The following is a 24,141-nucleotide window of genomic DNA, read 5'->3' as shown; positions in this document are numbered from 1 at the left end:
GGCGCACCACCCAGACGATCACGCACTGTCGCGGATCGTTACGGGGAAAGGCTCAGTGACCGGCCTGTCGCGTTGAGATTCGCCATCCAGCTTTTCGAGGAGATCGGCCACGACGAGCGGGACCGGATCCGGCGGACGCTGGAGATTCTCGTGTCCGGCTATCGACAACGGCGCGACTCCGGGCGGTACGCGGCATACCGCCCGCAGCCCGCTGATCATGTTCGCCAATTGGCCGCTTATTCCGCCAATCTCGTTCTGCTGCTGGTCATCGTGAGTGGCGGCAGGGTCCCGCTCAACCGGCTCTGGCAAAATGCCGTCGACCATATGGTGCTGTGGCGCTCCACCGTCTCTCTATGGCATGCCGGTCTTGGTCGTGACCATTCCCTGCTGCGGATGCTGGTTTATGAGAAGGGGGCCGTTTGCCTTAAGAAATCTCGTAACGCTTGGCCTGAACTCGACCATGCGAGCCTGATGGATGACTGGGACCTCATGGTGAGACTGCTGCCCGGCATCGCGCTTTACGACGGCTCTGTACTCGGATACGCGGGACGATGGGAGGAGGTGATGGTCGCATCGCTCCTCGGGGCCATGGTCGGCGAGGAGAGTCTCAGCCCCGTCTGTCGGACACTCCAACTGCTGCCCCCTCCGAAGGGGACGGAGCGGCGGACGATCACGGAAGTGTTCGATCTGCTCGCCTTCGTCCTGAGAATCCGGGCCAGTGGAATGCCGATGGAAGACGCGGCCAAGGCGGCGCGGTGGGCGCTGGACCATTGCCTCCCCTATGACTTCGACGGCCATGCCTTTGCCGCCCTGGTCGCGGCGCATCCGTCTCTGCTGGTCACTGTTCCGGAGCTCAACCGACCGGAGAATTACTGGAATGCGCACGGCGCGGCCCTGATGCTGAGATCGGCTCTCACGAACTCCGTGGACGAGGTTCAAGGCAGGCTGTCCCGGCTCTGTGACGAGATCGAGTCGATCCAGCGCGGACGGTGGACCGACGACGAGGACAAGATCAAGCACATGGTCCATGGGCTGCTGAACGCGCGGCCCTACCAAAGGCTGCGGATCGCTGTGCTGGACCCCGGCGACGAACAACACCCGTCAGGAGGTGGGTAGCCCCTCGCGGTGGGCGAGGGCGGCGGCCTGGGTGCGGCTGGTGACGCCGAGCTTGCCGAGGATGTTGGACACGTGGACGCTGGCCGTCTTGGGGGAGATGAACAGCGCCTCGGCGATCCGCCGGTTGTTGTAGCCCTCGGCGACCAGGCGGAGGACCTCGCGTTCGCGGGGGGTCAGCGTCGCGAACGGGCCCGAGGCGGCGGCGGGGGACGCGGACGCGAGGCGGGCGCGGGTGCCGAGGTCCGCCAGGGCCTTGCGGAGCGGGCGGGCGCCCAGCCGTTCGGCCGCCGCGACGGCGGCGCGCCATTCGGCGGCGGCCTCGTCGCGGGAGCCGCGTTCGGCGAGGGCCTCGGCGAGGCGCCAGCGGGAGCGGGCGACCTCGTAGACGAAGCCGCCGCCGGGCGTTCCGTACTCGAAGGCGGTGACGGTGCGGCGCCACAGTTCCGGGTCGTTGGCGCCGTGGGCGCGGGCGTGTTCGGCCTCGGCGCGGGCGAGCCAGGCGCGGCCCTCCAGGCCCAGCCAGGCGCGGGGGCGGCCGTCGAACGTGGTGGAGGCGGCGGTCCGGGCGCGGGAGAGCAGTTCGTCGGCGGCGGAGCGGGAGCCGAGGGCGGCGTGGGCCCACAGGCCGGTCGCGGCGATGCGGATGGCGGCGGTGTCGGCGGGGCGCAGGACGTCCAGCACGGCGGTGACATGGTCGAGCGCGGCGGCCGGGTCGCCGTCCCACAGGGCCTGTTCGGCGGCCAGCCCGCGGGAGAGGTAGGCGAGCAGCTCGTCCTCGCCCCACAGCGGTTCGATCCAGCGCATCCGTTCGGTGACGCTGTCGCCGCCCTGCGCCACCTCGAGGAACAGGGCGTACGCCGAGAGCAGCGCCTCGGCGGGGCGGGTGACGCGGATGCCGAAGCCGGCGGCCAGGCGGGCGGCGTGCGTCCACTCCCCGGCGGTGTAGTGGATCAGGAAGCGCAGGCACCGCAGGATCACCCCGTAGTAGGACCGGCCGAGGCCGCTGCCGAGGGTGAAGCGGACGGCCTCCTCGGTGGCCTCGGCGGCCCCCGTCAGGTCGCCGCGGTCGAACCGGGCCCGCGCGTGGTGGAACGCGGCGCGCAGCGCGACCTGGTGGTCGCCCGCCCGGACGGCCAGGTCGCGGGCGCGGGCGAACAGGTCCGGCGTCTGCAGGCGGGCCTCGCGTTCCTCGCGGTAGAGGCCGAGCGACACCAGGGCGCCGGCCTCGACGCCGGCGGCGCCGGTGGCGCGGGCGGCGGCGATGGCCTCTTCGGCGAGGGTGGGCAGGTCGTCGTCGTGCCCGCGGTACCGGGGGTGGTCGTCCATCTTGAGCAGCAGGGCCCGGACGTATGCGGCCAGGGCGGCGGCCCGTTCCGGGGTGGGCGGGTCGGCGGGGAGCATGTCGACGGCCTCGCGGGCGGTGTCGGCGGACTCGGCGCCCATGTCGAGGTCGCTCAGGTAGTGCGCCAGACTCTCGCGCAGCAGCACGCCGAGCCGCCGGTCGGCGGGGTCGGCGGTCTCCAGCAGCCGGCGCAGCCGGGACACGGCCCGCCGCGCCTCGCCGGACCGCCCGTACGCGCGCACCGCGGCCAGTGCGAGCCGGACGCGGTCGGTGCCGGCCGCCGTCTCGGGGCCGGGCACGGCGTCCCACAGGGACAGGGCGCGGTCGTAGTGCTCGAGGGCCTCGGCGGGCGCGCCCACCCGTTCGGCCTCTCGTCCCGCCCGCACGGACGCGGCGAAAGCCACCGGCAGGTCGTGCGCGGCCAGGCTGTGGTAGGCGAGTTCGGCGGCCGACCCCGAGTCGTCGGCCAGCAGGGCGGCGAACGCGGCGTGCAGGCGGGTCCGCTCGCCCGGCAGCAGGTCGGCGTACACGGCCTCGCGCAGCAGCGCGTGCCGGAACCGGTAGCCGTCGGCGCCGTCGGGCACCAGCAGCCGGTGCGAGACGATCTCCCGCAGGGCGGCGCCGACCTCGGCCTCGCCCAGGCCGGAGACCCGGCGGACGAGCTCGTCGCCCACCCGGCGGCCGGCCACCGCCGCGACCCGCACCACGCGCTGGGCGTCGTCGCCGAGCCGTTCGACGCGGGCCAGCAGCAGGTCGGCGAGCCTGGCGGGCAGTTCCTCGCCGGTGCGGGCCGCCGCGTACAGCTCGGCGGCGTAGAACGGGTTGCCCTCGGAGCGAGCGTGCACCCGTTCGACCACGTCCGGGGGCGGGGCCTGCCCGGCGGACAGTGCGCTGAGGAACGCGGCGGTCTCGTCGGGGGCGAAGGGGCGCAGGTCGACGGCCGACACGTCCGGCAGGCGCAGCAGCTCGGCCACCACGGGACGCAGCGGGTGCCGCCGGTGCAGGTCGTCGGTGCGGTACGTGCCGACCAGGCAGACCCGTTCGTGTTGCAGCACCCGGCTGAGGAAGGTCAGCAGGCGGCGGGTCGACCGGTCGGCCCAGTGCAGGTCCTCCAGGACCAGCAGCACCGGGCCCGCGCGCCCCAGCTCGCCGAGCAGGCCGAGCGTGGCGCCGAACAGCTGCTGCTGTCCCAGCTCGGAGGTGCCGCCGGAGCGGTCGTCCCCGTCCGGCAGGAGCCGTTCGAGCACCGGACGGGACGCCAGCACCGCGCGGACCGCCTCGCCCTGCCGCGGGTCCCGGGCGGCCCGCCACAGCGCGTCGGCGAGCGGCAGGTACGGCATGCTCTCGCCCAGTTCGGCGCACTGCCCGACCAGGACGGCGCCGCCGCGGTCGCGCACGACGCGGGCCAGCGCGCCCACCAGGTGGGTCTTGCCGACTCCGGCGTCTCCGCCGACCAGCACCGTCGCGGCGGTCCCGGCGGCGGCCCGGTCCAGCGCGCCGGTCAGCGCGGCCAGCTCGGCACGCCTGCCGATCAGCACGCCGTCGGCTCGCCCGTCGTCCCCCACACGGCGAGTATGGCACCGGGGAGCGGTGTGCTCGACCGGTGCGGCCGTGGGACGCCCAGGCCGCGTGGTCCGGGCGTCCCACGGGTTCCGGGAGGGACGGGTCAGCTCATCAAAGCGGCCGCCAGGTCGGACTCGCGGGCCTGGGCGGGAACCGTCGGCTCGGCGGGCTCCTCGGCCGCGGCCGCGGCGGCCGCATGGGGCTCGTCCTCCTCGGGCGGGAGGAGCCGGCCGTAGGCGCGCAGGGTCTCGGCGGCGATGCGGTTCCAGGAGTAGCGGGAGTGGGCGCGGTCGGCGGCGGCGATGGCGTAGCCGTGCCGGGTGGTCTCCTCGGCCAGCAGGCGCCGCACCGCGCGGCCGATCTCCACCGGGCGCCCGGCGGGCACGTGCAGTCCGGTGATGTGGTCCAGGACGCTGTCGGCGTTGCCGCCGACCGGGGTCGTCACGACCGGGACGCCGCACGCCATCGCCTCCAGCGCCACCAGCGGCGACGGGCGGTCCGGTGACAGGCACAGCACCAGGCGGGCGGTGCGCAGCAGCTTGGGCAGGGACCGGCGCGGCATCCGGCCCATGAACACCACCCGGTCGGCGACGTGCAGCTCCTTGGCCAGTATCCGCAGCCGGTGCACGGCCGTGTCGTTCTCCAGTTCCGCGCGGTCGGGGCCGCCGGTGATGGCCAGTTCGGCGCCGGGGACGTTGACCAGTATGCGGATCGCGGTGGCGATCCCGCCGTCGGTCAGGTCGCGGGACACGGTCACCAGGCGGGGGCGGCCGCCGCGGGGCAGCGTGGGGCCGGTCTGGCTGAAGTGGCGGTCGTCCACGCCGTAGGGGGTGATGCCGATGCGGGGGCGGGGCACGCCGAGCCGCACCAGCGCGTGAGCCTCCTGCTCGCTGCCCGCCAGGACGGTGTCGGCGCCGCGTCCGAGCGCGGCCTCCAGGCGGATGCGGGCGGGGTGCACCGCCCGTCCGGTGCGGCGTTCGGCGGTGCCGAGGCCGTGGTAGGACTGCACGAACGGGATGCCCAGTTCCCCGGCCACCGCGCAGGCCGCCAGCCCGCCGATCCAGCCGTGGGCGTGCACCACGTCGGGGCGTGCGGCGCCCGACCAGCGCCGCCGCAGCTCGTCGGCGACGTCGCGGACGTGCCGCAGGAGTTCGTGCTCGGCCAGCGGGCGGGCCGGTCCGGCGTCGATCAGCCGCAGCGCGGCTCCGGGGCCGAGGCGCGTCCGATCGCGCGTCGCTTCGTCATAGCGGCGCGCGTAGACGGTCACGTGGTTCTTCCGGTCGCCGCCGGGCACCGGACGCGCCAGCGCGCGGGCCAGCTCGCGCACCACGGAAGCGTGGGTGTGCTCCCCGGTGAGAACGGACATCGAAACCAAAGCGATGTTCAGGGAGCTTTTCATGACACAGACCTCCGAAGGCACACATGGCGCAAACCTGGAGGTATCTGCGTCTTAGACACCCGCTTGTGATGGTCTCTTTCCGGAGCGCCCCGGGATCAAACCTCCGAACGCCGTGACCCGCGCGACGGACACCGTATGAGACATGCGGGACCCCAGTGGCGCCCGGTGCGCGCGCCGGCCCGAAAATGCCCTCTGACCTGGCGTCGGACGTTCAAAGCACGGGAGATCGGCGGTAATACTGGGTGACTGTGTGTGCAGATCTCGTCTGGTACGTGGCCTACGGGTCCAACCTGGCACGGGAGCGGTTCTCCTGCTACCTGGCCGGTGGGCGCCCCGAGGGGGCGACGCGCCACTACACCGGCTGCCGGGACGCCCGGCCCGCGCGCGACGAGAAGGCCGTCACGCTGCCCGGCGGCGTCTACTTCGCCTTCAACTCGCTGACGTGGGGCGGCGGCATGGCGTTCTACGACGCCGAGCTGCCGGGCCGCACGGCCGCCCGCGCCTACCTGGTGACCCGCGAGCAGTTCTGCGACGTGATGGCGCAGGAGATGCGGCGGGAGGCCGGTGCCGACCACGACCTGTCGCAGGCGCTGGCCACGGGGCGGCAGCGGATCGGCCCCGGGCACTACGAGACCGTCCTGAAGGTCGGCGAGCGGGACGGGCACCCGATGCTCACCTTCACCGCCCCGCACGGAGCGGGACGGGCCGTGCTGAACGCCCCGTCCGCCCCGTACCTGACCATGCTGGCGCGCGGCCTGCGCGACGCGCACGGCTGGCGCACCGGCCAGGTCGCCTCCTACCTGCGCGCCTGCCCGGGCGCCCGCGGGGTCTGGTCCGCACCGGCGATCTCCGCGCTGCTGCGCCGCGCCGACGCCGCCGCCGCGGCGTCCGCGCCGCGGGCGTCCCTCCAGGCGATGTTCGCCGCGTTCCGGCCGGGGCCGGGTCTGCCGCTGGAGCCCGCCGCCGGATAGCGTCGTCCCCATGGACGTCGGTGACGTGGTGGACGATTTCGAGCTCCCGGACGAGACGGGACGGCCGCGCACCCTCAGCGGCCTGCTGGCGGACGGCCCCGTCGTACTGTTCTTCTACCCGGCCGCGATGACCGCGGGCTGCACCGCCGAGGCGTGCCACTTCCGCGACGTGGCCGCCGAGTTCGCCAAGCTGGGCGCGCACCCGGTCGGCATCAGCGGCGACCCGGTGGACAAGCAGAAGGAGTTCGCGGGCAAGCACTCCCTCGGCTACCCGCTGCTGTCGGACGTCGACGGCACGGTGCGGGACCGCTTCAGCGTCAAGCGCGGCCTCGCGCTCGCCCCGACCCGGCGGCAGACGTTCGTGATCGACACCGACCGCCGCGTCCTGGAGGTCATCAAGAGCGAGATCCGCATGAACGTCCATGCCGATCGCGCCCTGGCGGCCCTCCGCCGCCGCGCCGCCGCCTCCTGACGCGCCACCCCGCGGATCCGGGCGGCCGGCGTCGGCCCCGCAACCATGGCGGGCCGCACCGCGTCGGAACCGTATGAGGCCGAGTGCGTTGATCGCCGCCGCGATGGCGGCGCTGTGCGGGCTGGCGGCCTGCTCCCTGCGCGGGGCCGATGCCGTCTGCCCGGGGGCCGCGGTGCGCGAGGGCGTCGCGGTCCGGGTGAAGGCGCCGCTGGCGCAACGGGCCGAGACCGCCACGGTGACGGTGTGCTGGGACGGCCGGTGCCGCGGCAGCGGGCCCCTGGGGCTCATGCCGTCCAGCGTCGCGGTGCCGCAGGACTGCCCGGACGGGCCGCCCGAGGGCGTCTGCGGCGCGTCGGCGAGCCCGACCGGCGACGCCCATGCCTTCTTCGACCTCAAGGGGCTGCCGTCCGCGCCGGTCGAGGTCGCCGTCGTGCTGCGCGACGACGGCGGCGGGAAGCTGTTCGACCGCAAGGCCGCCGTCACGCCGCAGGGCGTGGACGGGCGGTGCCCCCAGCCGCCGCACGCCGCCGTCGTCGCCGACGGCGCGCGGCTGGCCCCCGCCTGAAAGCGCGGGCGCCCCGGTTCAGCCGGGCAGCTCGGGCAGGACGATCGCGGACGGGTGGTCCGGGTCGTGGAAGACCTCCTGGTGGGCGGGCAGCATGCGGGTGGCGGTGCCGATCGGCTCGCCCGTCCCCGGGTTGCGCGCCACGCGCGGGTAGGCGCCGCTGCACACCTGCACGCGGATGCTGTGGCCGCGGCGGAAGCGGTGCCCGGCGGGCCACAGGTCCACCGCGACCCGGCGCACCCCGTCGCCGTCCGGCTCGGGCGCGCCCGGCACCAGCCGCCGCATCCCCTCGCACAGGTTGAGCGACGTGCCGTCCGGGGCCACGTCGCACAGCCGCACCACGAAGTCGGTGTGGGCGCGGTCGGACCGGACGAACAGGTCGGCGGTGACCGGCCCGATGATCTCCAGGTCGTCGTCGAGCACGGGCGAGGTGTAGGTGAGCACGTCGGCGCGCCGTTCCAGGCGCCGCTGGTCGGTGACGGGGTCGGCGCCGCCCAGCAGCGTCGGGCCGCCGAGGAACGGGGTGGGGTGCGCCGGGTCGTACCGGTACCGGTCGGGCGGCGACTGCGGCGGGCCGTCCGGCGACAGCGCCGCGCCGGGCCGCAGGTGCCAGCGGCGGGCCCGCATGCCCGGCACCGGCCACTCGGGGTACTCCCGCCACTCGTCCGCCCCGGTCACGTACAGCCGAACGGGTTGCTCGCGCAGGCCGGACGGGTCGTCCAGCAGATGGGCGCGGAACCAGTCGAGCGCCTCGGTGATCGAGCCGCGCATCAGCCGCTGGTCGGCGTGCGTCCACGGGCCGATGGTCAGGTAGGGGCGCCGCCCCGCCGCGCGCAGCGCCGCGTAGTCCTTCAGCTGCCAGGGCAGGAAGATGTCGTACCAGCCGCCGGTCATGTTCACCGGGGCGGTGACCCGCGAGACGGTGGGGCTGTGGTCGCGGCGCTTCCAGAACGGGGAGTCGGGGCCGTGCACGAGCAGGTCCTGGTAGAACCGCTGCGGCGCGCCGGTGGCGAGGGTGTCCAGCTCGGCGAGGGGCCGTCCGGACAGCGCCGCGCGGCGGGCCCGGCGCGGCGACAGGAACCCGGCGGTCAGGCCCGACAGCGGGTGGCGCAGCCGCGCGGTCAGGTCCACCCACATGAGGGTGGACTCCAGCGCGAAACCGCCGCCCAGGTTGATCGCGTCGCGGAACTGGGACGCGGTGACCTGCATCGACAGGGCGCGCAGCTGCGGCCCGGCGTCGGCGGCGACGGCCCACTGGACGTACCCCAGGTAGCTGGGGCCGTGCATGGCGAACGTGCCCCCGAACCAGGGCTGGCGCTTGAGCCATTCGACCGTGGCCAGGCCGTCCTCGCGTTCGTCCAGCGGCTCGAACACCCCGCCCGAGCCGAACCCGCCGCGCACGCTCTGCACGACGGCCTGGAAGCCGTGCGAGGCGAACGTCTGCCCGCACATCAGCCCGAACGGGCCGCGCCGCCCGTAGGGGGAGCGGACCAGGATCGTGGGCGGGCGGTCGACGCCCTCGGGGGCGTAGTGGTCGGCCAGGAGCGTGACGCCGTCGGCGGCGGGGACGGGCAGGTCGCGGCGGACGGTGACGCGGTGGGGGCCGTTGGGCAGGCCGAGCGCCGAGACCCCCAGCCGGCGCACCACTCCCAGATTCACCACCCGGTCGATCGTAACGGCGGGTCAGCGGTTCCTTCCCGCCGAGAGGCCCCCGCCCGCTGCGGCGCCCCACTACGATCACCACGTATCGGGACTGGTGCGACATGTCGCACATTTGCCATGCATCGGTCATTTCGCAGGTCCGGCCGGTCCGCCGGACGTCCGTCCAGCAGAGGGAGAGAACTCGCGCCATGCCTGACTCACTGGAGTGGGGCTCGGTCATCGCCGCCGCAGTGATCATGGCGGTCGCCGCCGTGGTCGCCGTCGTCCTGCGCATCCTGTCGGGACGGCTGGCCCGGCGGGCCGGGGACACCCGGTGGGCCTGGGACGACCTCGTCGCCCGGCTGCTGCACGACCTCGCGCTGCCCCTGTCGCTGCTGGGCGGCGCCTGGCTGGCGGCCAACGCGCTGCACCTCACGCCGCGCACCCTGGACATCACCGGCCGGGTGCTGGCCGCGATCACCGTGCTGGTCGTCGCGCTGGCCCTGGCGCGGATGGGCGCGGGCATCGTCGCCTCGATCGCCCTCGGCAAGCAGGACACCCCCGCCAACGTGACGATCTTCGCCAACATCACCCGGGTGGTGGTGCTCGGCGTCGGCACGCTGGTGATGCTGCAGACCCTGGGCGTGTCGATCACCCCGGTGCTGGGCGCCCTGGGCGTCGGCGGCCTGGCCGTGGCGCTGGCGCTGCAGGACACCCTGGCCAACCTGTTCGCGGGCGTGCACGTGCTGGCGTCCAAGACCATCGAGCCGGGCGACTACATCAGGCTCAGCACCGGCCAGGAGGGCTACGTCGTCGACATCAACTGGCGCAACACCTCGATCCGCACCCTGTCGGACAACATCGAGGTCATCCCCAACCAGCGGTTCTCCGACACGATCCTGACCAACTACCACCGGCCCGCCCAGGACATGAGCCTGATCATCGGGTGCAGCGTCGCCTACGGCAGCGACCTGGAGCACGTGGAGAAGGTCGTCGTGGAGGTCGGCCAGGAGGTCATGGCCGAGGTGCAGGGCGGGGTCGAGGACGCCGAGACGCTGGTGCGCTTCCACACCTTCGGCGACTCGCGCATCGGCTTCAACGTGATCCTGCGCATCTCCGAGTTCGGCGAGCAGTTCCGCATCAAGCACGAGTTCGTCAAGCGCCTGCACCGCCGCTTCCGCGCCGAGGGCATCGAGATCCCCTTCCCCATGCGCCGCGTCCTGGTGGACAGCGACCACCCCGCCGACCTGCTCACCGCCCCTCCCGGACGGTCGTGACGCCCCGGCGGGACGGGCCGCGCGCCCGCTCCCGCACGGGCCCGGACCCGAGGCCGCGGCCGGGGCGCCCCGAGGCGCTCCGGGCAGGGCCGCGCGCCCGCCGGTCAGGTGGCGGTCGCCTCCTCGAACCAGGCGAGGTAGTGGGTCAGGTCGAACATCCGCGCGGTCTCGATCGCCGACGGGCGCCCGGCGCGCGGGTCGGCGCCCGCGTCCAGCAGCGCCCGCACCACCTCGGCCTCCTGCTTGAACACCGCCCCCGCCAGCGGGCGCTGGCCGCGGTCGTTGGCGCGCTCGGGGTCGGCGCCGCGGGCCACCAGGGCGCGGACGGTGTCGGCGTGGCCGTGGTAGGCGGCCAGCATCAGCAGCGTGTCGCCCTTGTCGTTGGTCAGGTTCACCGGCACGCCCGCGTCGACGTAGGGGATCAGCTCGTCGGTCCGCCCCGTGCGCGCCAGGTCGAACAGCCTGGTCGCGAACTCCCGCAGTTCCGGGTCGGCCTCGCTCATGATCCGCACACCCCCTCCCCGCCACCGGCCGTCCCCCGCGTGGTCGGCGAGCAGGCTGCCCAGGGTGTCGCGCCCGTAGTGCAGGTGCTTCTCCAGCGACACCAGGGCGCCCTGGCGGGCCGCCGTCCCGAACCGCACCCCGTCGGCCAGGGCCCGCATGAGCAGCATCCCGCGGCCGTGCTCGGACAGCGGGCCGGGCGCCTCGCCGGGGCCCGCGCCGTTGCCCGGGCCGGCGCCGTAGCCGGGGCCCGAGTCGATCACCTTGATCACGCAGCGCTCGTCCAGGATGCCCACCCGCACGGTGTACTCCCCGCCCCGGCCGGCGTGCCGGATCGCGTTGGTGCACGCCTCGGTGAGCATCAGCTCGATGTCGCCGCGGATCGCCGCGTCCACCCCCAGCGCGCACGGGGACGAGTCGAGCAGGCGCCGCGCCGCGGGAACGCTCGCGGCGTCCCGCGGCAGGCGAAGATCAAGACTGATCTCCATGTCGGCTCTCCCTGTCGGCCCTGCACGTCGGCCCTGCACGTCGGCTCTGCGCGTCGGTCGTGCAGTCCGGCTGCGTCCGGCGGCTGGTCTCCTCGCAGGCTCCCTGCCCGGGACAGCCGCCCCGAATCATGGCTTGTGCGGCGAATGTCCAGGTGGACGGGCGGTCAGTCCGGCCAGGCGCCCTTGGCGGCGATGTGCAGCACCAGGGCGGCGATGTTCCAGGCGTCGTCGGCCCCGCTGTGGTGGCGGCCCTCCAGGGGGAGGCCCGCGTGCCGCAGCGCCCCGGCCATGCCGAGCCGGCGCGGCAGGCCGTGCGCCGCCGAGTAGGCCGCCTTGGCGTTGGTGTGGCGGCGGCCGAACGGGTAGCGCACCCCGGCGGCGGCGCACTGGCGCTCGAACTGCTTGCGGTCGTAGTCGCCCCAGCTCGCCCAGGCCCGCGAACGCGCGTGGTGCTCGCGTTCGAGCAGCGCGCACGCCGCGGCGAACGGGACCCCGCCGTCCACCTCCTCCTGGGGCAGCCCGGTCAGCTCGGTGCAGAACGCGCTGACGGTCGAGCGCGCGGGCCGCACCAGCACGCGGTGCCGCTCGACCCGCTCGCGGGTCCGCAGGTCCACCACGCACAGCCCGATCTCGATGATCTCGCTGACCTGCCCGGCGGGGGGCCGCCCCTGCCAGCAGGTGGCCTCCACGTCGACGACGTTGAGAAGGCGGTCATGGGGTTCCATGGCCCGGCACGCTAGCGCCCCCGCCCGGCCACCGGCGATCGCATTTCCCGCGGCCGCCCGGCGCCCGGGCCGCCGGCGCCGCAGGGGGCGCTCAGCCGCGGCCGGACGCGGTGTCGAGGGCGGCGGTGAGGCGGTCCAGCGAGCGGTGCAGCGCGACCAGCTCCCGCTCGTCCAGGCCGGTCGCCTCCATGATGCGCAGGGGCACCGCCGCGGCCCGCCGCCGCAGCTCCCGCCCGGGGCCGGTCAGCGACACCGTCACCTGGCGCTCGTCGCGGGAGCTGCGCTCGCGCCGCACCAGGCCCGCCGACTCCAGCCGCTTGAGCAGGGGGGAGAGCGTGCCGGAGTCCAGCCGCAGCGCCAGCCCCAGCTCCTTGACGGTCAGCGCGCCGTGCTCCCACAGCGCCAGCATCGCCAGGTACTGCGGGTAGGTCAGGCCGAGCTCGCGCAGCAGCGGCCGGTACACCGCGTCGAAGGCGCGCGAGGCCGCGTGCACGGCGAAGCACACCTGGCGGTCGAGCCGCATGACCTCCTCGGCGAGGGCCTCCGCGGGGGCCTCGGCGGGCAGGTCGCGCGGCGTTGCACTGTCCATGCGTTCCATCCTAGGGTTCGATTGCGTACAATCGAATTGCGTCAAGCCAAAGGAGGAGCCATGGAGGCCCAGTACACCGCCGTCGCCACCGCCAACGGGCGGGACGGCCGCGCCGTCAGCTCCGACGGCCGGCTCGACCTGCCCCTCGCCCTGCCGGTCGAGATGGGCGGCACCGGCCGGGGCACCAACCCCGAGCAGCTGTTCGCCGCCGGATACGCCGCCTGCTTCGCCAGCGCGCTCGGCGCCGTGGCCCGCGGCACCGGCCAGGACGTGCGCGATGTCTCCGTCACCGCCGAGGTCGGCATCGGCGGCGACGTGCGGTCCGGCTTCGGCCTGAGCGTCGTGCTGCGCGTGGAGCTGCCCGACGAGCTGCAGGGCGAGGCGGGGCGCGCGCTGGTCGACAAGGCCCACCAGGTCTGCCCGTACTCCAACGCCACCCGCGGCAACATCCCCGTGGAACTGGTCCTCGAATGAGCGAAGAGGCGTCCCCGTCGGGTAACGCCTCTCCAGCTTCTGCGCCAGGCAGATGTCCCTGGTCCGCGGGTCATGCGCCGCCGGCCGCCTGGTCCGCGCGGACCACCCTCCGCACGGCCCCGGCCGCCGGACCGGTGCGCGCGCTCAGCTCGCTGATGCGCCGCCGGTGGCGGCGCCGCTCCGGGCGGGGCAGCACCGTGTTCAGCTCGCCCGCCGCCGCCAGCGCCACCGCCGCCGCGTCGTAGCTGTTGACGTGCGCGACGGGCCTGCCCTGCAGGGCCGAGGACGCCCCGCCCCACAGCGTCTTGACCACCCGCGGATCCTTGACCTCCACCTGGCGGGCGGTGAACAGCCCCAGCATCCGGCGCTCGCGCACCCGGATCCAGCCGCCCGCGGCCAGCTCGTCGCGCACCCTGCGCACCATCGCGCGGCTGTCCTTGCGCACCCAGTAGTGCCACGACCGGGGCCGCGACGCCGAGATCTGCGCCACCAGGCCGTACGGGTCGTCGCCCGGGGTGCCGGGACGGGGGCCCTGGCGCTCCTCGACGAGCCGCCCGTCCAGGTACAGCTCGGCCAGGGCCGCGCCGCGCAGCACGTAGCCGAGCCGGCCGCCGGTGTAGGGCATGCGCCTGCGCTTGAGGTCGTAGGCCAGCAGGTACATCCTGGCCGGCAGCGATTCGGGAACCCTCACCATCGCCTAACCCCCGCCCTGGTTCTCGTCCTGGTCCTCGTCCTTCGGTGCGGTCTCGTTCTTGCGGGGCCGGCCCGGCCGCCGCATCCGCGCGGCCCCGCGGGGCATGCGCCCCGCGTCGGCCAGCGCCTTGCGCAGCAGGAACTCGATCTGGGCGTTGGTGCTGCGCAGCTCGTCGGCCGCCCAGCGGGCCAGTGCGTCGTGCACGGCCGGGTCCAGCCGCAAGAGGATCTTCTTCCGTTCCGTCACTGGTAGAGCGAACCGGTGTTGACGACCGGCTGCGCGTCGCGGTCGGCGCACAGGACGACCAGCAGGTTGCTGACCATGGCGGCCTTGCGCTCCTCGTCGAGCTCCACCACGTTCTCCTCGTCCAGCCGGTCGAGCGCCTGCTGGACCATGCCGACCGCGCCCTCGACGATGCGCTGCCGCGCCGCCACCACCGCGCCCGCCTGCTGGCGCCGCAGCATGGCCTGCGCGATCTCCGGCGCGTACGCCAGCCCGGTGATCCGCGCCTCGACGATCCGCACCCCGGCCGCGGCGACCCGCAGCGTCAGCTCCTCCTGCAGCTTGGCGGTGATCTCGTCGGCGTTGTCGCGCAGCGACAGCCGGTCGTGCGCGTCGTAGGGGAAGCTGCCCGCGATGTGCCGCAGCCCGGCCTCGGTCTGGAACGCCACGAACTCCACGAAGTCGTCCACCGCGAACACCGCGCGGGCGGTGTCCTCGACCTGCCACACCACCACCGCGGAGATCTCGATCGGGTTGCCGTCCAGGTCGTTGACCTTCGCCCGGTCCGTCTCGTGGTTGCGGATGCGCGTCGACACCCGCTTGCGCTCGCTGATCGGGTTCACCCAGCGCAGCCCGTCGGTGCGGACCGTCCCGGCGTAGCGCCCGAGCACCTGCAGCACCCGCGCCTCGTTCGGCTCCACCGCGGTCAGCCCCGCCGCCGCCACCAGGGCGGCCAGCACCAGCACGGCCCCGACCGCGATCCCGATCCCGAGCGCCGCGCCTCCCTGCAGGATTCCGAGCCCGGCCGCCGCCGCGCCCAGCAGCACCAGTACCACCGCCAGCCCCAGCATGGGCCACCCGCCGAGGTTGCGGGCCTCCCGCTCGGCGACGTCCACCTTGGGCAGCTCCACCAGACCGGCGGCACCCCCGTCGACCTTCATCATCCAGCTCCTCTCGGTATGGCACGAGGCTAGCAAACTGATATCACTTTTTGCAAAGCCGTCCGCTGCGGGCGGCCGGGGCGCCGCGTGTCCGCGCAGGGGGGGTGGGCGCCGACCGCGCCGGTCCCGTCCTCGGGCGGCTTGCCGGGGGTGCGGCGCCCGCGCGACGGGTCCGGGGAACGACGGCCGGATGGGGTGCGCGAGTCGTATGCGAAAGGTGCCGACGGTCTCTTCGGCTGCCGCCGGCGACTTTGTCATGCGTTCTTGCGGGGCAACTTTCGCCCCCGCCGCAGGGCGGTGCCCGCAACGGCGGGCCCGGCATGGGAAATTTCCGCGATTCCCGGGGATGACGGGGCCGCCGCGACGATTCGACAGCCGCATTGACAGACTGTGGCGGGTTCTGGTGTGAGCATGAAATCGCGCTGCCCTCCGAGAGGTCGCCACAGATCTCCCGACCCCGAGGTATCCGATGCTTCTGTCGACACCACCGACCGCCCTGTACTGGCGCCGGTCTTTTCCCGGTGACGCCGAACAGGCCCGCGCCGCCCGGCGGTTCACCTCCTGCCTGCTGGCCGGATTCCCCGCCCTCGACGAGGTGCTGCTGACCGTGGACGAACTCGTCGTCAACGCGCTGCGGCACACCAAGTCGGGGCAGGGGAACGGCCTGTTCACCCTTGAGGTCCTCGGCCGCAGCAGCGGCGTGGCCGTGGCCGTCACCGACCAGGGCGGCCCCGGGGAACCCGCCGTCCGGGACGTCGACGAGCTCGCCGAGAGCGGGCGCGGCCTGCGGACCGTCTCCCACCTGGCGACGAGCTGGGGCTGGTACGGCGACGAGTCCGGCCGCACGGTCACCGCCATGTTCGCGGGGGAGTGGCTGCAATGATCTGCGATAGTCTCCGGCCTCCCGGCCCGGGTCGCGCCGGGAGGCCGGAGGGATTGCCGGCCCCGTGCGGGCGCGGACTCACCCCCGAACGCATTTCGTCGACTTCCCCGGCGGGCGCCCCAGGCGAGCATGTGAGAATGTGACCCGCCGGGCCGCGAGAGGCGTTGTCGACGCGGTTCGGGGCGCGCCGTCGCCCTCCGGGCGGCGGGAATACGAGCGGATTGTTCGAGGTCAGGAGAAGGTGCGCGCCGGGGTCGGCCTCACTCGCCGCTCACAGAGGGATGAGGATTTCGCGTCGCCTCCGTCGGCGCGCTCCATTCGGCCGCGCGAGCAGCGGGCGGCCCCTGCCCGAGCGGAGCCGTCCGAGCAGGGCCGTCCGGGCGGGGGGCCGCGTCCGCCGCCTCAGGTGGCCGCCGGGGCGGGCACGTCGCCGTCCACCTCGCCGTCCGCCTCGTCGTCCGCTGCGCCGTCCACCTCGCCGTGCGCGTCGCCCGGGATGACCTTGGGCACGGACCGCAGGGTGAAGACCGCGGTCACCGCGACGCACGCCATCACCGCGGCACTGGCCAGCATGGCGGCGTGCATGCCGTCGACGTAGGCGGTCCGTGCGGCGTCCAGCAGCCGGGCGGCCAGGTCCTGCGGCAGGGCGGCGGCCGCTCCCGCCGCGGAGGCCAGCGACTCGCGGGCGGCGTGCTCGGCGCCCGCGGGCAGGCCGGACGGCGTCTCCAGGGCGCGCCGGTAGACGGCGGTCACCACGCTGCCCAGGACCGCCATGCCCAGCGCCCCGCCGAGTTCGGCGGCCGTCTCGGAGATCGCCGACGCCGTGCCCGCGCGCCGCCGGGGCACCGAGGCCAGCACCGTGTCGCCGGTGACGGTCAGCGCCAGGCCCATGCCCAGGCCGCCCAGCACCATCGGGACCACCAGCAGCGGATACGACGGGTCGGTGCCGAACCCGGTGAACGCGGCGTACGACACGGCGGCGACCGCCATGCCGACCGCCACGGTCCGGGCCCGGCCGACGGCGGAGATCAGCGGCGCGGCCAGCGCGGCCGCGGCCGCCGCGGCGCGCACCGCGCCGGGCAGCCCGGCCAGGCCCGCCCGCCGCGGCGACCAGCCCAGCACCAGCTGGAAGTACAGCGAGAAGAGCAGCGACTGGGCGACCATGCCGAACATCGCGAACAGGTTGATCGTCACCGAGCCGGTGAAGGCGGCCCGGCGGAACAGCCGCACGTCGATCAGCGGGTGCGCCAGCCGGGTCTGCCGCCACAGGAACAGCGCCAGCCCGGCGGCGCCGACCGCGACGCCCCAGCGCACCTGCGCGGCGTCCAGGCCGTGCGCCGCCGCCTCCTTGACCGCGTACACCACGCCGAGGACGCCGGCGGCCGACAGCGGCACGCTCGGCACGTCCACCCGGCCGTGCCCGGGCCCGTGCGAACCGGGCAGCAGCACGGCCCCGGCCGCCAGGATCACCGCCATGATCGGCACGTTGATCAGGAAGACCGCGCCCCACCAGAAGTGCTCCAGCACGCCCCCGCCGAGCACCGGGCCGAGCCCGACCGCCAGCGCCCCGGACCCGAAGAACGCCCCGAGCGCCGTGGTGCGCTCCTTGGGATCGGTGAACACGCGGCGGATCAGCGCCAGCGCGGACGGCATCAGCGTGGCCCCGGCCGCGCCGAGCAGGGCGCGCGCCGCGATCAGCAGCTCGGCGCTCGGGGCGTAGGCGGTCAGCGCGGACGCGGCGGCGAACACGGCCACGCCGATGAGCAGCAGGTTGCGGTGCCCGACGCGGTCGCCGACGGCGCCCATCGTGATCAGCAGCCCGGCCAGCGCGAAGCCGTAGCTGTCGGCGATCCACAGGATCTGCGTGGCCGACGGGTCCAGGTCGGCGCTGATATGGGGGACGGCCAGGTTCAGCGCCGTCAGATCGATGCCGGGCACCAGGATGAGCAGGCATCCGATGACGAACGTGCCCCATTTGCGGTGGGACGGTACGGCTTGCGGATTCATGCCGGGCAGCGTCGGGTCCGCCGCTGACCGCCGGCGCACCGTCCGCTGACCGGGGGCGGTGCGCGGCCCGGCGGCGGTCGTCGGGACGGCCCGGTGGCGGGCCGTCAGGAGCCGTCGCCTGCCCGGGCGTGGGCGGCGGCGCGGACCTCCTCCGGATCCAGGGCGGCACCCCGGCCGTGGGCGGAGGCGAAGGCGGCGTCGCCGAGCAGCGTGCGCACCTGCGCGGTGACCCGGGCGGCGTCGGGCGAGCCGTGGGGCTGCCCGCCCCGCAGCGCCGTCGCGGCGCCCAGCAGGAAGGCGGCGCGCTCGGCGTCGCCCTCCCGCAGCGCGACGCCCGCCAGCCCCACGACGGCCTCCGCGCGGTGCAGGAGGACGGGGTGGTCGAACGACATCTCCAGCCCCCGCCGGTGCAGCCGCCGCGCGGCGTCCAGCTCGGCCTCGCCGGCGGCCACCCAGCCCAGCCCGACGTGCGCCGCCGCCCGCGCGGCCCGCGCGAGGAACCGCTCGCTGCCGAAGCCGTGCATCGCCGCCTCGTACCGCCGCCGGGCCTCGGCCAGGTCGCCGCGCAGCCGCGCCACGTCGCCGAGCCGGCCGTACCCGGTGGCGATCTTGTCGGGGGCGCCCGCCCGGCGGGCCAGCCCGACGGCCGCGGCGAAGTCGGCCCGGGCGGCGGCCAGGTCCCCGTCCTGCAGGGACACCAGGCCCCGGCTGCACAGCAGATCGGCGGTGTCCTCCATGGCGCCGAGCGGTTCGAGCATGGTGAGGGCCTCGTCCAGCAGCCGCCGGGCGCGGTCGCGGTCGCCCCGCTCCGCGGTCAGCTGGGCCAGCTGGTCCAGGGTGTTGGCGATGCCCCACCGGTCGCCCACCGCCCGGAACCCCGCCAGTGCGGCCTCGCACTCGGCCTCGGCCGCCGACGGCCGCGAGCGGAACTGCTGGATGAACGCCTCGCTCATGTGCAGCAGCGCCGTCGTCCACGGGGTCGAGCCGATCAGCCTGCGGTCCGCCACGGGGTCGTCGTCCATCGGGCCGGTGGTCAGCCCCCACAGCACCAGCGTGGCCGGATACCGCAGCTCGCGGTCCAGCCGCCGCAGCGCGGCCGACGCCGCCTCCATCAGCGGGCGCGCGCCCCCGCCGGTCAGCTCCGCCCCGCCGGTCACCGCGTTGGCGACGCAGGCGACGAACTCCTCCTCCAGGCCGTCCGGCGGCTCCCGGCCGATCACGCGCAGCAGCTCGGCGGCCAGCGCGGCGCCCTCGACGCGGCCGCGCAGCCACCAGTACCACGACAGCGCCGCGACCAGCCGCAGCGCCAGCGGCGGGTCGGCGTGCACGCAGTGCCGCAGCGCCGCGTGCAGGTTGCCGTGCTCGGCGGCCAGCCGCTCCAGCCACTCCAGCTGCCGCGGGCCGCGCAGGTGCGGGTCGGCGGTCAGCGCCAGCTCCAGGAAGTACTCGGCGTGGGCGCGGCGCACCCGGTCGTGCTCGCCCGCCTCCTCCAGCCGTTCGGCGCAGAACGCCCGGACGGTGTCGAGCATGCGGTAGCGGACGCCCGCCGGGGCCGGCTCGGGCTGCAGCAGCGACTTGTCGGCCAGGCCGATCAGCAGCTCGTCGGCGTCGGGTTCGGGCAGGCCGCACACCCGGGCCGCCGCCGCGGGCGAGAACCCGCCGGCGAACACGGTCACGCGGCGGGCCAGCCGCCGCTCCTCCTCGCCGAGCAGGTCCCAGCTCCACCCGACGACGGCGCGCAGCGTCTGGTGCCGGGGCGCGGCGGTACGGCTGCCGTGCGACAGCAGCCGGAACCGGTCGTCCAGCCGCGCGGCCACCTCGTCCAGCGGAAGGGAGCGCAGCCGCGCCGCGGCCAGCTCGATCGCCAGCGGCAGCCCGTCCAGCGCGGCGCAGATCCGCAGCACCGCCGGGAGCGTGCCGTCGTCGACCGCGAACCCGGGCCGCACGGCGGCGGCGCGGTCGGCGAACAGCCGGACCGCCGGGTACCGCAGCGCCCGCCCGGCGGGCAGCTCGGCGGACGGCACCGGCAGCGGCGGCACCGGCCGCACCGACTCGCCGGTGACGCCCAGCGCCTCCCGGCTGGTGGCCAGGACCCGCAGGTCCGGGCAGGCGGTCAGCAGCCGGTGCGCGATCCGCGCCGCGTCCTCGACGACGTGCTCGCAGTTGTCCAGGACGAGCAGCATGCGGCGGCCGGTCAGCGCGGTGACCAGCCGCCCCACCGGGTCGGGCGGCCCGCCCGGCGCCTCCGGCCGCACCGGGCTCTCCCGCAGGCCGAGCGCGCCCAGCAGCGCGTTCGGCACCTCCGCCCCGGCGCCGAGCGGGGCCAGGTCGACGAAGCACACCGGGCCCCGGTCGCGCGCCGCCGCCTCCACCGCCAGCCGCGTCTTGCCCGCGCCGCCCGGCCCGAGCAGCGTCACCAGCCGCGCCTCGGCGAGCAGCTCGCCCACCTGCCGCAGCTCCTCCTCGCGCCCCACGAAGCTGGTCAGCTGCGCGGGCAGCGAGGCGGGGGCGGGGGGAGCGGGCCGCGGCCGGTCCAGGTCGCCGCGCAGCATCGACAGGTGCAGGCCCGACAGTTCGGCGGACGGGTCGACCCCCAACTCGTCGGCGATGATCCGCCGCCCGTCCTCGTAGACGGTGAGCGCCTCGGCCTGCCGTCCGGCGCCGTACAGGGCGCGCATCAGCAGGCCCCGGGCGCGTTCGCGCAGGGGGTGGGCGTCCACCACCTCCTTGAGGGCGGGCAGCAGCGACGCGTTCTCGCCCAGGGCGAGCGCGGCTTCGGCGTGGTCCTCGATGGCGGCGATCCGCAGCTCCTCCAGGCGTGCGGCCTGGCCGCCCTGCAACGGCACGCCCGCCAGGGCGGGGCCCCGCCACAGGCTCAGGGCCTCGTGCAGCGACGCCGTGGCGCGGGCGTGGTCGCCGGCGGCCAGGGCGTCGCGTCCCTCACGGGCCAGGCGTTCGAAGCGGTGGGCGTCCACGCTGTCCGGCGGGACGGCAAGGCGGTAGCCCGTAGCGGTGCCCTCGACGAGCCTGGCGTCCCCCAAAGCCCGGCGCAGGCGCGACACCTGGGACTGCAGCGCGTTCGCCGCCCCGGCCGGGGGCTCCTCCCCGTACAGGCCGTCGATGAGCCGTTCGGAGGGGACGACGCGGCCCGCGTCCAGCGCCAGCAGGGCCAGCAGCGTGCGCACCCGCGGGCCCCCGACGGCCACGGCGCGTCCGTCGTCCAGACGCGCCTCCACCGTCCCCAGAACGCCGAACCGCATGGCGATGATTCTTCCGTATGCAACGGTTCGCCGTGCCTGCGTCACCGACCGTGGCGCACGGGGCCGCGCCCCCCGGGGGGTCATCGGCGCAGGCCGCCCCCCGCCTCCTCTTCGCCGTCGCCCATCTCCAGTTCGGCGTCGAGGTACTCGTCTTCGGGCCACAGGTGGTCGGCCAGCCAGGCCAGGTACTCCTCGTCGGCGGGGTCGAGGACGGCCGTCATCGACTCGGGGTGCCCGCCCGGCCCGTCGGGCCCGCCCGGGCGGCCCGGCGCGCCCAGGCGGTCGCCAGAAAGGGCAGGGCGCACCCACCGGCCCACCAGCAGCAGGCAGGCCAGGGAGACCAGGACGAGGACCACGAACACGCCGCGCCGCCCTTCCGCGAAGAACCTTGCGTAAGGAGCAAAACAACTGAACGCTACAAGACCGAATCCGGCGGCGGGGAGAGCGACATGCCGTGGCGGCGGGGCGCCGGGTCGGCCCGGCGACGCGTGGAAGTCTACGCCCGGGACGCGTTCGTGCAGCTCAACGCGCCGTCGAGGCGCGGGCGCGCCGGGTGCGAACAAACGTGCGGGCCTTCGGCCGTAGGTCGGCCGAAGGCCCGCACAACAGAGGAGGAACGTCCCGCGACGGAAGTGGAGTGATGTGAGGGAGGCGCGGTACGTGCTCCTCGGGGGTCTGGTCGGTGAACCGTGCGCCGCCTCGGCCGGGCGGCGGGGCGCTCACCTCAGGAGGCCGTCGCTGTCGCAGCGGTGCGGCGCAGCCGCGGCATGGGACGGTGCGGCGCGATCACGCGGCCGTCGGGCAGCAGCTCGCCGGTGTCTTCGAAGAGGACGATGCCGTTGCACAGGAGGCTCCAGCCCTGCTCGGGGTGGCTGGCCACGATGCGGGCCGCGTCGTGGTCGGCGCTGTCCGGCCCTGGACAGGGCGGCTGGTGGACACAGGCCGAGAGTCGCTGAGCGGTCACGGGATACCTCCACGGATGTCCTGAGATTTAGGACATACGTCGAGTTTGCAGAGCATCGACCGAAACTCGCAAGCGGCTGGCGGATTCTTTACCTTCCTGGCGTTTAGCGGTCGCCTCAGGTGAGCAGACCGCCCGCCTCGCCGCCCCCGGCCTCGTCGCCGCCCGCCACGTCCAGGCCCACCACCGAGCGGCAGCCGGTGCAGATCCACTCGCCGATCACCGCCTCCGACCCGGCGCCCTGGGCCCGGTACGGGCGCGCGACCCGGCGGCGGCGCATGCCGTGGCCGCAGGAGGGGTGCAGCAGCCTGCCGCAGTGCGGGCACGGCCACACGTCCTCGCGGCGCAGGCGGCACTGCGGGCACAGCGGGGACTCGTACGGCTCGGGCAGCTCGCCGGCGTCGAGCTCGGCGCGCCACCGCTGCTCCAGGTCGAGGTACTCGTCGCCGGGCCACAGGTGGTCGGCCAGCCACGCCAGGTACTCCTCGCTGTCCTGGTTGAGGACGGCGGTGAGGGACTCGGGATGGTCGGCCGAGCCGTCGGCGTCGGGGGCGCCGGAGGGCCCGGCCGGGTCGGCGGACAGGCGGGGCGAGCGCCCGGTCGCGAGCCACGCGGCGGCCAGCAGCGTCAGCAGGCCGAGGAGCGCGGCCGCGGCCAGGCCTGTCGCCGTGGGCATCGCGATCTCCTTTCGCGATCTTGTGGTGGGAAACCAAGATCAGGAAAGCGGTTAACAAAGCGCTGCGAACGCTACAAGAAAGGCAGTTATCGGAAAAGTCGATCAGAAAAGAATCTTCGTCGGGATCGGGCGGCGGGCGCCGCCCGGCGCCCCGGTCCCCGTCCCCCGCGACCGCGGCGGTCTGCGGATCCGCGGCACCCGGCTCCCGCGGCCGGCCGCCGGGCGGCGTGACGCATCTCTCGCCGCGGCCCCGGCCGGACGGGCGGGGGCGGCGGCGCGGCGGCGCGCCGTCCTCAAGTTCGTTTTCGCCCCGGACTGCTGTGATCGTCGCGTGCCGTCCGGCCGGAGCGGCCGGACACCCGCCGAGCGGAGAGCGAGGGGACGGCGAGCATGAGTCTCAGCGGACGTACCAGGATCGTGATCGCGGCGGCCGGGCTGGCGGGGGCCGGAACGCTCGCCGCCGGAAGCGCGGCGCCGGCCGACGGCGGTCCGCAACCGGTCCGCACCGAGCTGCGGATCCTGCGCGCGGCGGGCGCGGCGCATCTGCGGCTGCGCACCGACGGCGACTGGGTCCGCGACCTCGTCCGGCACGTGCCGGCCCAGCGCAGGTCGGCCGCGGCCGCCGCGCCGCCGCCCGAGGGGCGGGCGTCCGAGGCGCCGCCCGCCCCGGGAGGGGGCGCGCGGGGCGCATCGTGCTGCTGTCCGACGGCACCGACACCGCCGGGCGCAGCCCGAGGGACGCCGCGCGGCGCGCCGTGGGCGCACGGGACCCCGGTGTCCACCATCGCCTACGGCACTCCCGAGGGCGTGATGTACCAGGACGGCACGGCCGTCCCGGTGCCGGTGGACGGGCCCGCGCTGGAACGCCTCGCGCAGGAGGCCGGCGGCCGCTACTACGAGGCGGCCTCCGGCGGCGAGCTGCGCCGCGTCTGCGAGGACATCGGCAGCAGCATCGGCTACCGCGTCGAGCGGCGCGAGATCTGGGGGTGGTTCGTCGCCGCCGGGCTGCTGCTGTCGGTCGCCGTGTCCGCCGGGTCGCTGCTGTGGTTCTCCCGTGTGCCGTGACCCCGCCCCGAGTCCACCCCGAGCCCGTCCTGAGCCAAGGAAGGAGCCCTGATGAGTCACCAAGCGCACGGGGACGCCCGGTTCGGGCTGGGCGAGCCGCGCGGCCCCGACTTCCCGCCCGCCCCGCCCGTCTCCGCATGGCCCGGCGGCGACCCGCTCCGCGTCCCGGCACCGCCCGTCCCGGGGCCGGAGCACCACGACCCCGGCGCGACCGGCGGAAGCGGCCCGAACCGGCGGGCCGCGCCGTCGTCGTCGCGGTCGTGGCGGGCCTGCTGGCCAAGTCGGATCGTAGCCATGTCGTTCTGTGAG

The 24,141-nt window shown here is 75.1% G+C and carries 22 protein-coding genes and 1 pseudogene; 8 read left to right on the top strand and 15 right to left on the bottom strand.

Annotated features, from left to right (window positions below; genetic code table 11):
* Positions 1-1,116, top strand: a 1,116-nt coding sequence (locus ABD879_RS25140; RefSeq protein ID WP_345024072.1) for a hypothetical protein, incomplete at its 5' end; no start/stop codon positions are given.
* Here the strand turns inward: ABD879_RS25140 and ABD879_RS25135 are convergent.
* Together ABD879_RS25135 and ABD879_RS25130 are read right to left on the bottom strand one after the other, a co-directional pair.
* Complete coding sequence (locus ABD879_RS25135; RefSeq protein WP_345024071.1) at positions 1,102-4,023, bottom strand: helix-turn-helix transcriptional regulator; 2,922 nt, start codon at positions 4,021-4,023, stop codon at positions 1,102-1,104. The genes ABD879_RS25140 and ABD879_RS25135 overlap by 15 nt on opposite strands.
* 101 nt (positions 4,024-4,124) lie before the next feature.
* A complete protein-coding gene (locus ABD879_RS25130) occupies positions 4,125-5,387 on the bottom strand; it encodes a glycosyltransferase (RefSeq protein ID WP_345024070.1) in 1,263 nt (420 codons plus the stop codon).
* A gap of 281 nt (positions 5,388-5,668) precedes the next feature.
* Here ABD879_RS25130 and ABD879_RS25125 point away from each other — a divergent pair, with 281 nt between their 5' ends.
* The 3 genes from ABD879_RS25125 (at position 5,669) to ABD879_RS25115 (ending at position 7,428) form a co-directional block, all read left to right on the top strand.
* The gene (locus ABD879_RS25125) at positions 5,669-6,391 is read left to right on the top strand and encodes a histone deacetylase (RefSeq protein ID WP_345024069.1); all 723 of its coding nucleotides are present in this window, start codon (positions 5,669-5,671) and stop codon (positions 6,389-6,391) included.
* Between the two features lie 10 nt (positions 6,392-6,401).
* The gene (locus ABD879_RS25120) at positions 6,402-6,863 is read left to right on the top strand and encodes a peroxiredoxin (RefSeq protein WP_345024068.1); all 462 of its coding nucleotides are present in this window, start codon (positions 6,402-6,404) and stop codon (positions 6,861-6,863) included.
* A gap of 88 nt (positions 6,864-6,951) precedes the next feature.
* Complete coding sequence (locus tag ABD879_RS25115; protein ID WP_345024067.1) at positions 6,952-7,428, top strand: hypothetical protein; 477 nt, start codon at positions 6,952-6,954, stop codon at positions 7,426-7,428.
* Positions 7,429-7,446: 18 nt separating this feature from the next.
* On the opposite strand, the gene ABD879_RS25110 is transcribed toward ABD879_RS25115, so the two are convergent.
* Entirely contained in the window at positions 7,447-9,090 is a 1,644-nt protein-coding gene (locus ABD879_RS25110) for a CocE/NonD family hydrolase (protein ID WP_345024066.1), read from the bottom strand.
* 188 nt (positions 9,091-9,278) lie between these two features.
* Here ABD879_RS25110 and ABD879_RS25105 point away from each other — a divergent pair, with 188 nt between their 5' ends.
* Positions 9,279-10,346 carry a mechanosensitive ion channel family protein gene (locus ABD879_RS25105; protein WP_345024065.1) on the top strand — a complete coding sequence of 356 codons (1,068 nt, stop codon included), beginning with the start codon at positions 9,279-9,281 and terminating at the stop codon, positions 10,344-10,346.
* 104 nt (positions 10,347-10,450) lie between these two features.
* Here the strand turns inward: ABD879_RS25105 and ABD879_RS25100 are convergent, their stop codons facing one another.
* The 4 genes and pseudogenes from ABD879_RS25100 to ABD879_RS25085 form a co-directional block, all read right to left on the bottom strand.
* Positions 10,451-10,849: an ankyrin repeat domain-containing protein gene (locus ABD879_RS25100; RefSeq protein ID WP_345024075.1), complete on the bottom strand. Its 399-nt coding sequence runs from the start codon at positions 10,847-10,849 to the stop codon at positions 10,451-10,453.
* A gap of 105 nt (positions 10,850-10,954) precedes the next feature.
* Positions 10,955-11,335, bottom strand: a pseudogene (locus ABD879_RS25095) (ATP-binding protein); the annotation flags it as partial.
* A gap of 164 nt (positions 11,336-11,499) precedes the next feature.
* On the bottom strand, positions 11,500-12,060 hold the full coding sequence (locus ABD879_RS25090; RefSeq protein ID WP_345024064.1) for a 3'-5' exonuclease: 561 nt from the start codon (positions 12,058-12,060) through the stop codon (positions 11,500-11,502).
* 91 nt (positions 12,061-12,151) lie between these two features.
* A complete protein-coding gene (locus ABD879_RS25085) occupies positions 12,152-12,583 on the bottom strand; it encodes a MarR family winged helix-turn-helix transcriptional regulator (protein WP_345024074.1) in 432 nt (143 codons plus the stop codon).
* A 126-nt stretch (positions 12,584-12,709) separates the two neighbouring features.
* On the opposite strand from ABD879_RS25085, the gene ABD879_RS25080 reads away from it, so the two are divergent.
* Positions 12,710-13,123: an organic hydroperoxide resistance protein gene (locus ABD879_RS25080; protein ID WP_345024063.1), complete on the top strand. Its 414-nt coding sequence runs from the start codon at positions 12,710-12,712 to the stop codon at positions 13,121-13,123.
* A gap of 70 nt (positions 13,124-13,193) precedes the next feature.
* Here the strand turns inward: ABD879_RS25080 and ABD879_RS25075 are convergent, their stop codons facing one another.
* Genes ABD879_RS25075 through ABD879_RS25065 form a run of 3 tightly spaced genes read right to left on the bottom strand, consistent with a single transcriptional unit; the run spans position 13,194 to position 14,983 of the window.
* Positions 13,194-13,817 (bottom strand): GOLPH3/VPS74 family protein, encoded by a 624-nt coding sequence (locus ABD879_RS25075; RefSeq protein WP_345024062.1) that lies wholly within the window; start codon positions 13,815-13,817, stop codon positions 13,194-13,196.
* A 3-nt stretch (positions 13,818-13,820) separates the two neighbouring features.
* Positions 13,821-14,063 (bottom strand): type II toxin-antitoxin system antitoxin, encoded by a 243-nt coding sequence (locus ABD879_RS25070; RefSeq protein WP_345024061.1) that lies wholly within the window; start codon positions 14,061-14,063, stop codon positions 13,821-13,823.
* Complete coding sequence (locus tag ABD879_RS25065; RefSeq protein WP_378269219.1) at positions 14,060-14,983, bottom strand: SPFH domain-containing protein; 924 nt, start codon at positions 14,981-14,983, stop codon at positions 14,060-14,062. The genes ABD879_RS25070 and ABD879_RS25065 overlap by 4 nt, the downstream gene beginning before the upstream one ends.
* Before the next feature lie 466 nt (positions 14,984-15,449).
* On the opposite strand from ABD879_RS25065, the gene ABD879_RS25060 reads away from it, so the two are divergent.
* Positions 15,450-15,863, top strand: a complete 414-nt coding sequence (locus ABD879_RS25060) for an ATP-binding protein (RefSeq protein ID WP_345024060.1) — start codon at positions 15,450-15,452, stop codon at positions 15,861-15,863.
* Positions 15,864-16,265: 402 nt separating this feature from the next.
* Here the strand turns inward: ABD879_RS25060 and ABD879_RS25055 are convergent, their stop codons facing one another.
* The 5 genes from ABD879_RS25055 to ABD879_RS25035 all read right to left on the bottom strand — a co-directional run bounded on the left by ABD879_RS25055 (position 16,266) and on the right by ABD879_RS25035 (position 22,767).
* Entirely contained in the window at positions 16,266-17,870 is a 1,605-nt protein-coding gene (locus ABD879_RS25055; RefSeq protein ID WP_345024059.1) for an MFS transporter, read from the bottom strand.
* A 104-nt stretch (positions 17,871-17,974) separates the two neighbouring features.
* Complete coding sequence (locus ABD879_RS25050; protein WP_345024058.1) at positions 17,975-21,130, bottom strand: AfsR/SARP family transcriptional regulator; 3,156 nt, start codon at positions 21,128-21,130, stop codon at positions 17,975-17,977.
* Positions 21,131-21,210: 80 nt separating this feature from the next.
* Positions 21,211-21,492, bottom strand: coding sequence for a hypothetical protein (locus tag ABD879_RS25045; RefSeq protein WP_345024057.1), 282 nt, complete (start codon positions 21,490-21,492; stop codon positions 21,211-21,213).
* 362 nt (positions 21,493-21,854) lie between these two features.
* Complete coding sequence (locus ABD879_RS25040; protein ID WP_345024056.1) at positions 21,855-22,094, bottom strand: DUF5999 family protein; 240 nt, start codon at positions 22,092-22,094, stop codon at positions 21,855-21,857.
* Positions 22,095-22,209: 115 nt separating this feature from the next.
* Positions 22,210-22,767 carry a hypothetical protein gene (locus ABD879_RS25035; RefSeq protein ID WP_345024055.1) on the bottom strand — a complete coding sequence of 186 codons (558 nt, stop codon included), beginning with the start codon at positions 22,765-22,767 and terminating at the stop codon, positions 22,210-22,212.
* Positions 22,768-23,157: 390 nt separating this feature from the next.
* Here ABD879_RS25035 and ABD879_RS25030 point away from each other — a divergent pair, with 390 nt between their 5' ends.
* Entirely contained in the window at positions 23,158-23,832 is a 675-nt protein-coding gene (locus tag ABD879_RS25030; RefSeq protein ID WP_345024054.1) for a vWA domain-containing protein, read from the top strand.
* The last annotated feature ends 309 nt before the right edge of the window (positions 23,833-24,141 follow it).

It is taken from the genome of Actinomadura keratinilytica, assembly GCF_039539665.1.
Classification (GTDB): Bacteria; Actinomycetota; Actinomycetes; order Streptosporangiales; family Streptosporangiaceae; genus Spirillospora; species Spirillospora keratinilytica.
The sequence above is the reverse complement of the archived record's forward strand: the minus strand, read 5'-3'. Positions and strand labels throughout refer to the sequence as shown.

Bases quoted from the DNA above. Each gene is read 5' to 3' on its own strand.
- ABD879_RS25050 (WP_345024058.1), bottom strand. From the start codon at position 21,130: ATGCGGTTCGGCGTTCTGGGGACGGTGGAGGCGCGTCTGGACGACGGA.
- ABD879_RS25065 (WP_378269219.1), bottom strand. From the start codon at position 14,983: ATGATGAAGGTCGACGGGGGTGCCGCCGGTCTGGTGGAGCTGCCCAAG.
- ABD879_RS25105 (WP_345024065.1), top strand. From the start codon at position 9,279: ATGCCTGACTCACTGGAGTGGGGCTCGGTCATCGCCGCCGCAGTGATC.
- ABD879_RS25035 (WP_345024055.1), bottom strand. From the start codon at position 22,767: ATGCCCACGGCGACAGGCCTGGCCGCGGCCGCGCTCCTCGGCCTGCTG.
- ABD879_RS25085 (WP_345024074.1), bottom strand. From the start codon at position 12,583: ATGCGGCTCGACCGCCAGGTGTGCTTCGCCGTGCACGCGGCCTCGCGC.
- ABD879_RS25055 (WP_345024059.1), bottom strand. From the start codon at position 17,870: ATGAATCCGCAAGCCGTACCGTCCCACCGCAAATGGGGCACGTTCGTC.
- ABD879_RS25130 (WP_345024070.1), bottom strand. From the start codon at position 5,387: ATGTCCGTTCTCACCGGGGAGCACACCCACGCTTCCGTGGTGCGCGAG.
- ABD879_RS25030 (WP_345024054.1), top strand. From the start codon at position 23,158: ATGAGTCTCAGCGGACGTACCAGGATCGTGATCGCGGCGGCCGGGCTG.
- ABD879_RS25060 (WP_345024060.1), top strand. From the start codon at position 15,450: ATGCTTCTGTCGACACCACCGACCGCCCTGTACTGGCGCCGGTCTTTT.
- ABD879_RS25080 (WP_345024063.1), top strand. From the start codon at position 12,710: ATGGAGGCCCAGTACACCGCCGTCGCCACCGCCAACGGGCGGGACGGC.
- ABD879_RS25075 (WP_345024062.1), bottom strand. From the start codon at position 13,817: ATGGTGAGGGTTCCCGAATCGCTGCCGGCCAGGATGTACCTGCTGGCC.
- ABD879_RS25090 (WP_345024064.1), bottom strand. From the start codon at position 12,060: ATGGAACCCCATGACCGCCTTCTCAACGTCGTCGACGTGGAGGCCACC.
- ABD879_RS25100 (WP_345024075.1), bottom strand. From the start codon at position 10,849: ATGAGCGAGGCCGACCCGGAACTGCGGGAGTTCGCGACCAGGCTGTTC.
- ABD879_RS25120 (WP_345024068.1), top strand. From the start codon at position 6,402: ATGGACGTCGGTGACGTGGTGGACGATTTCGAGCTCCCGGACGAGACG.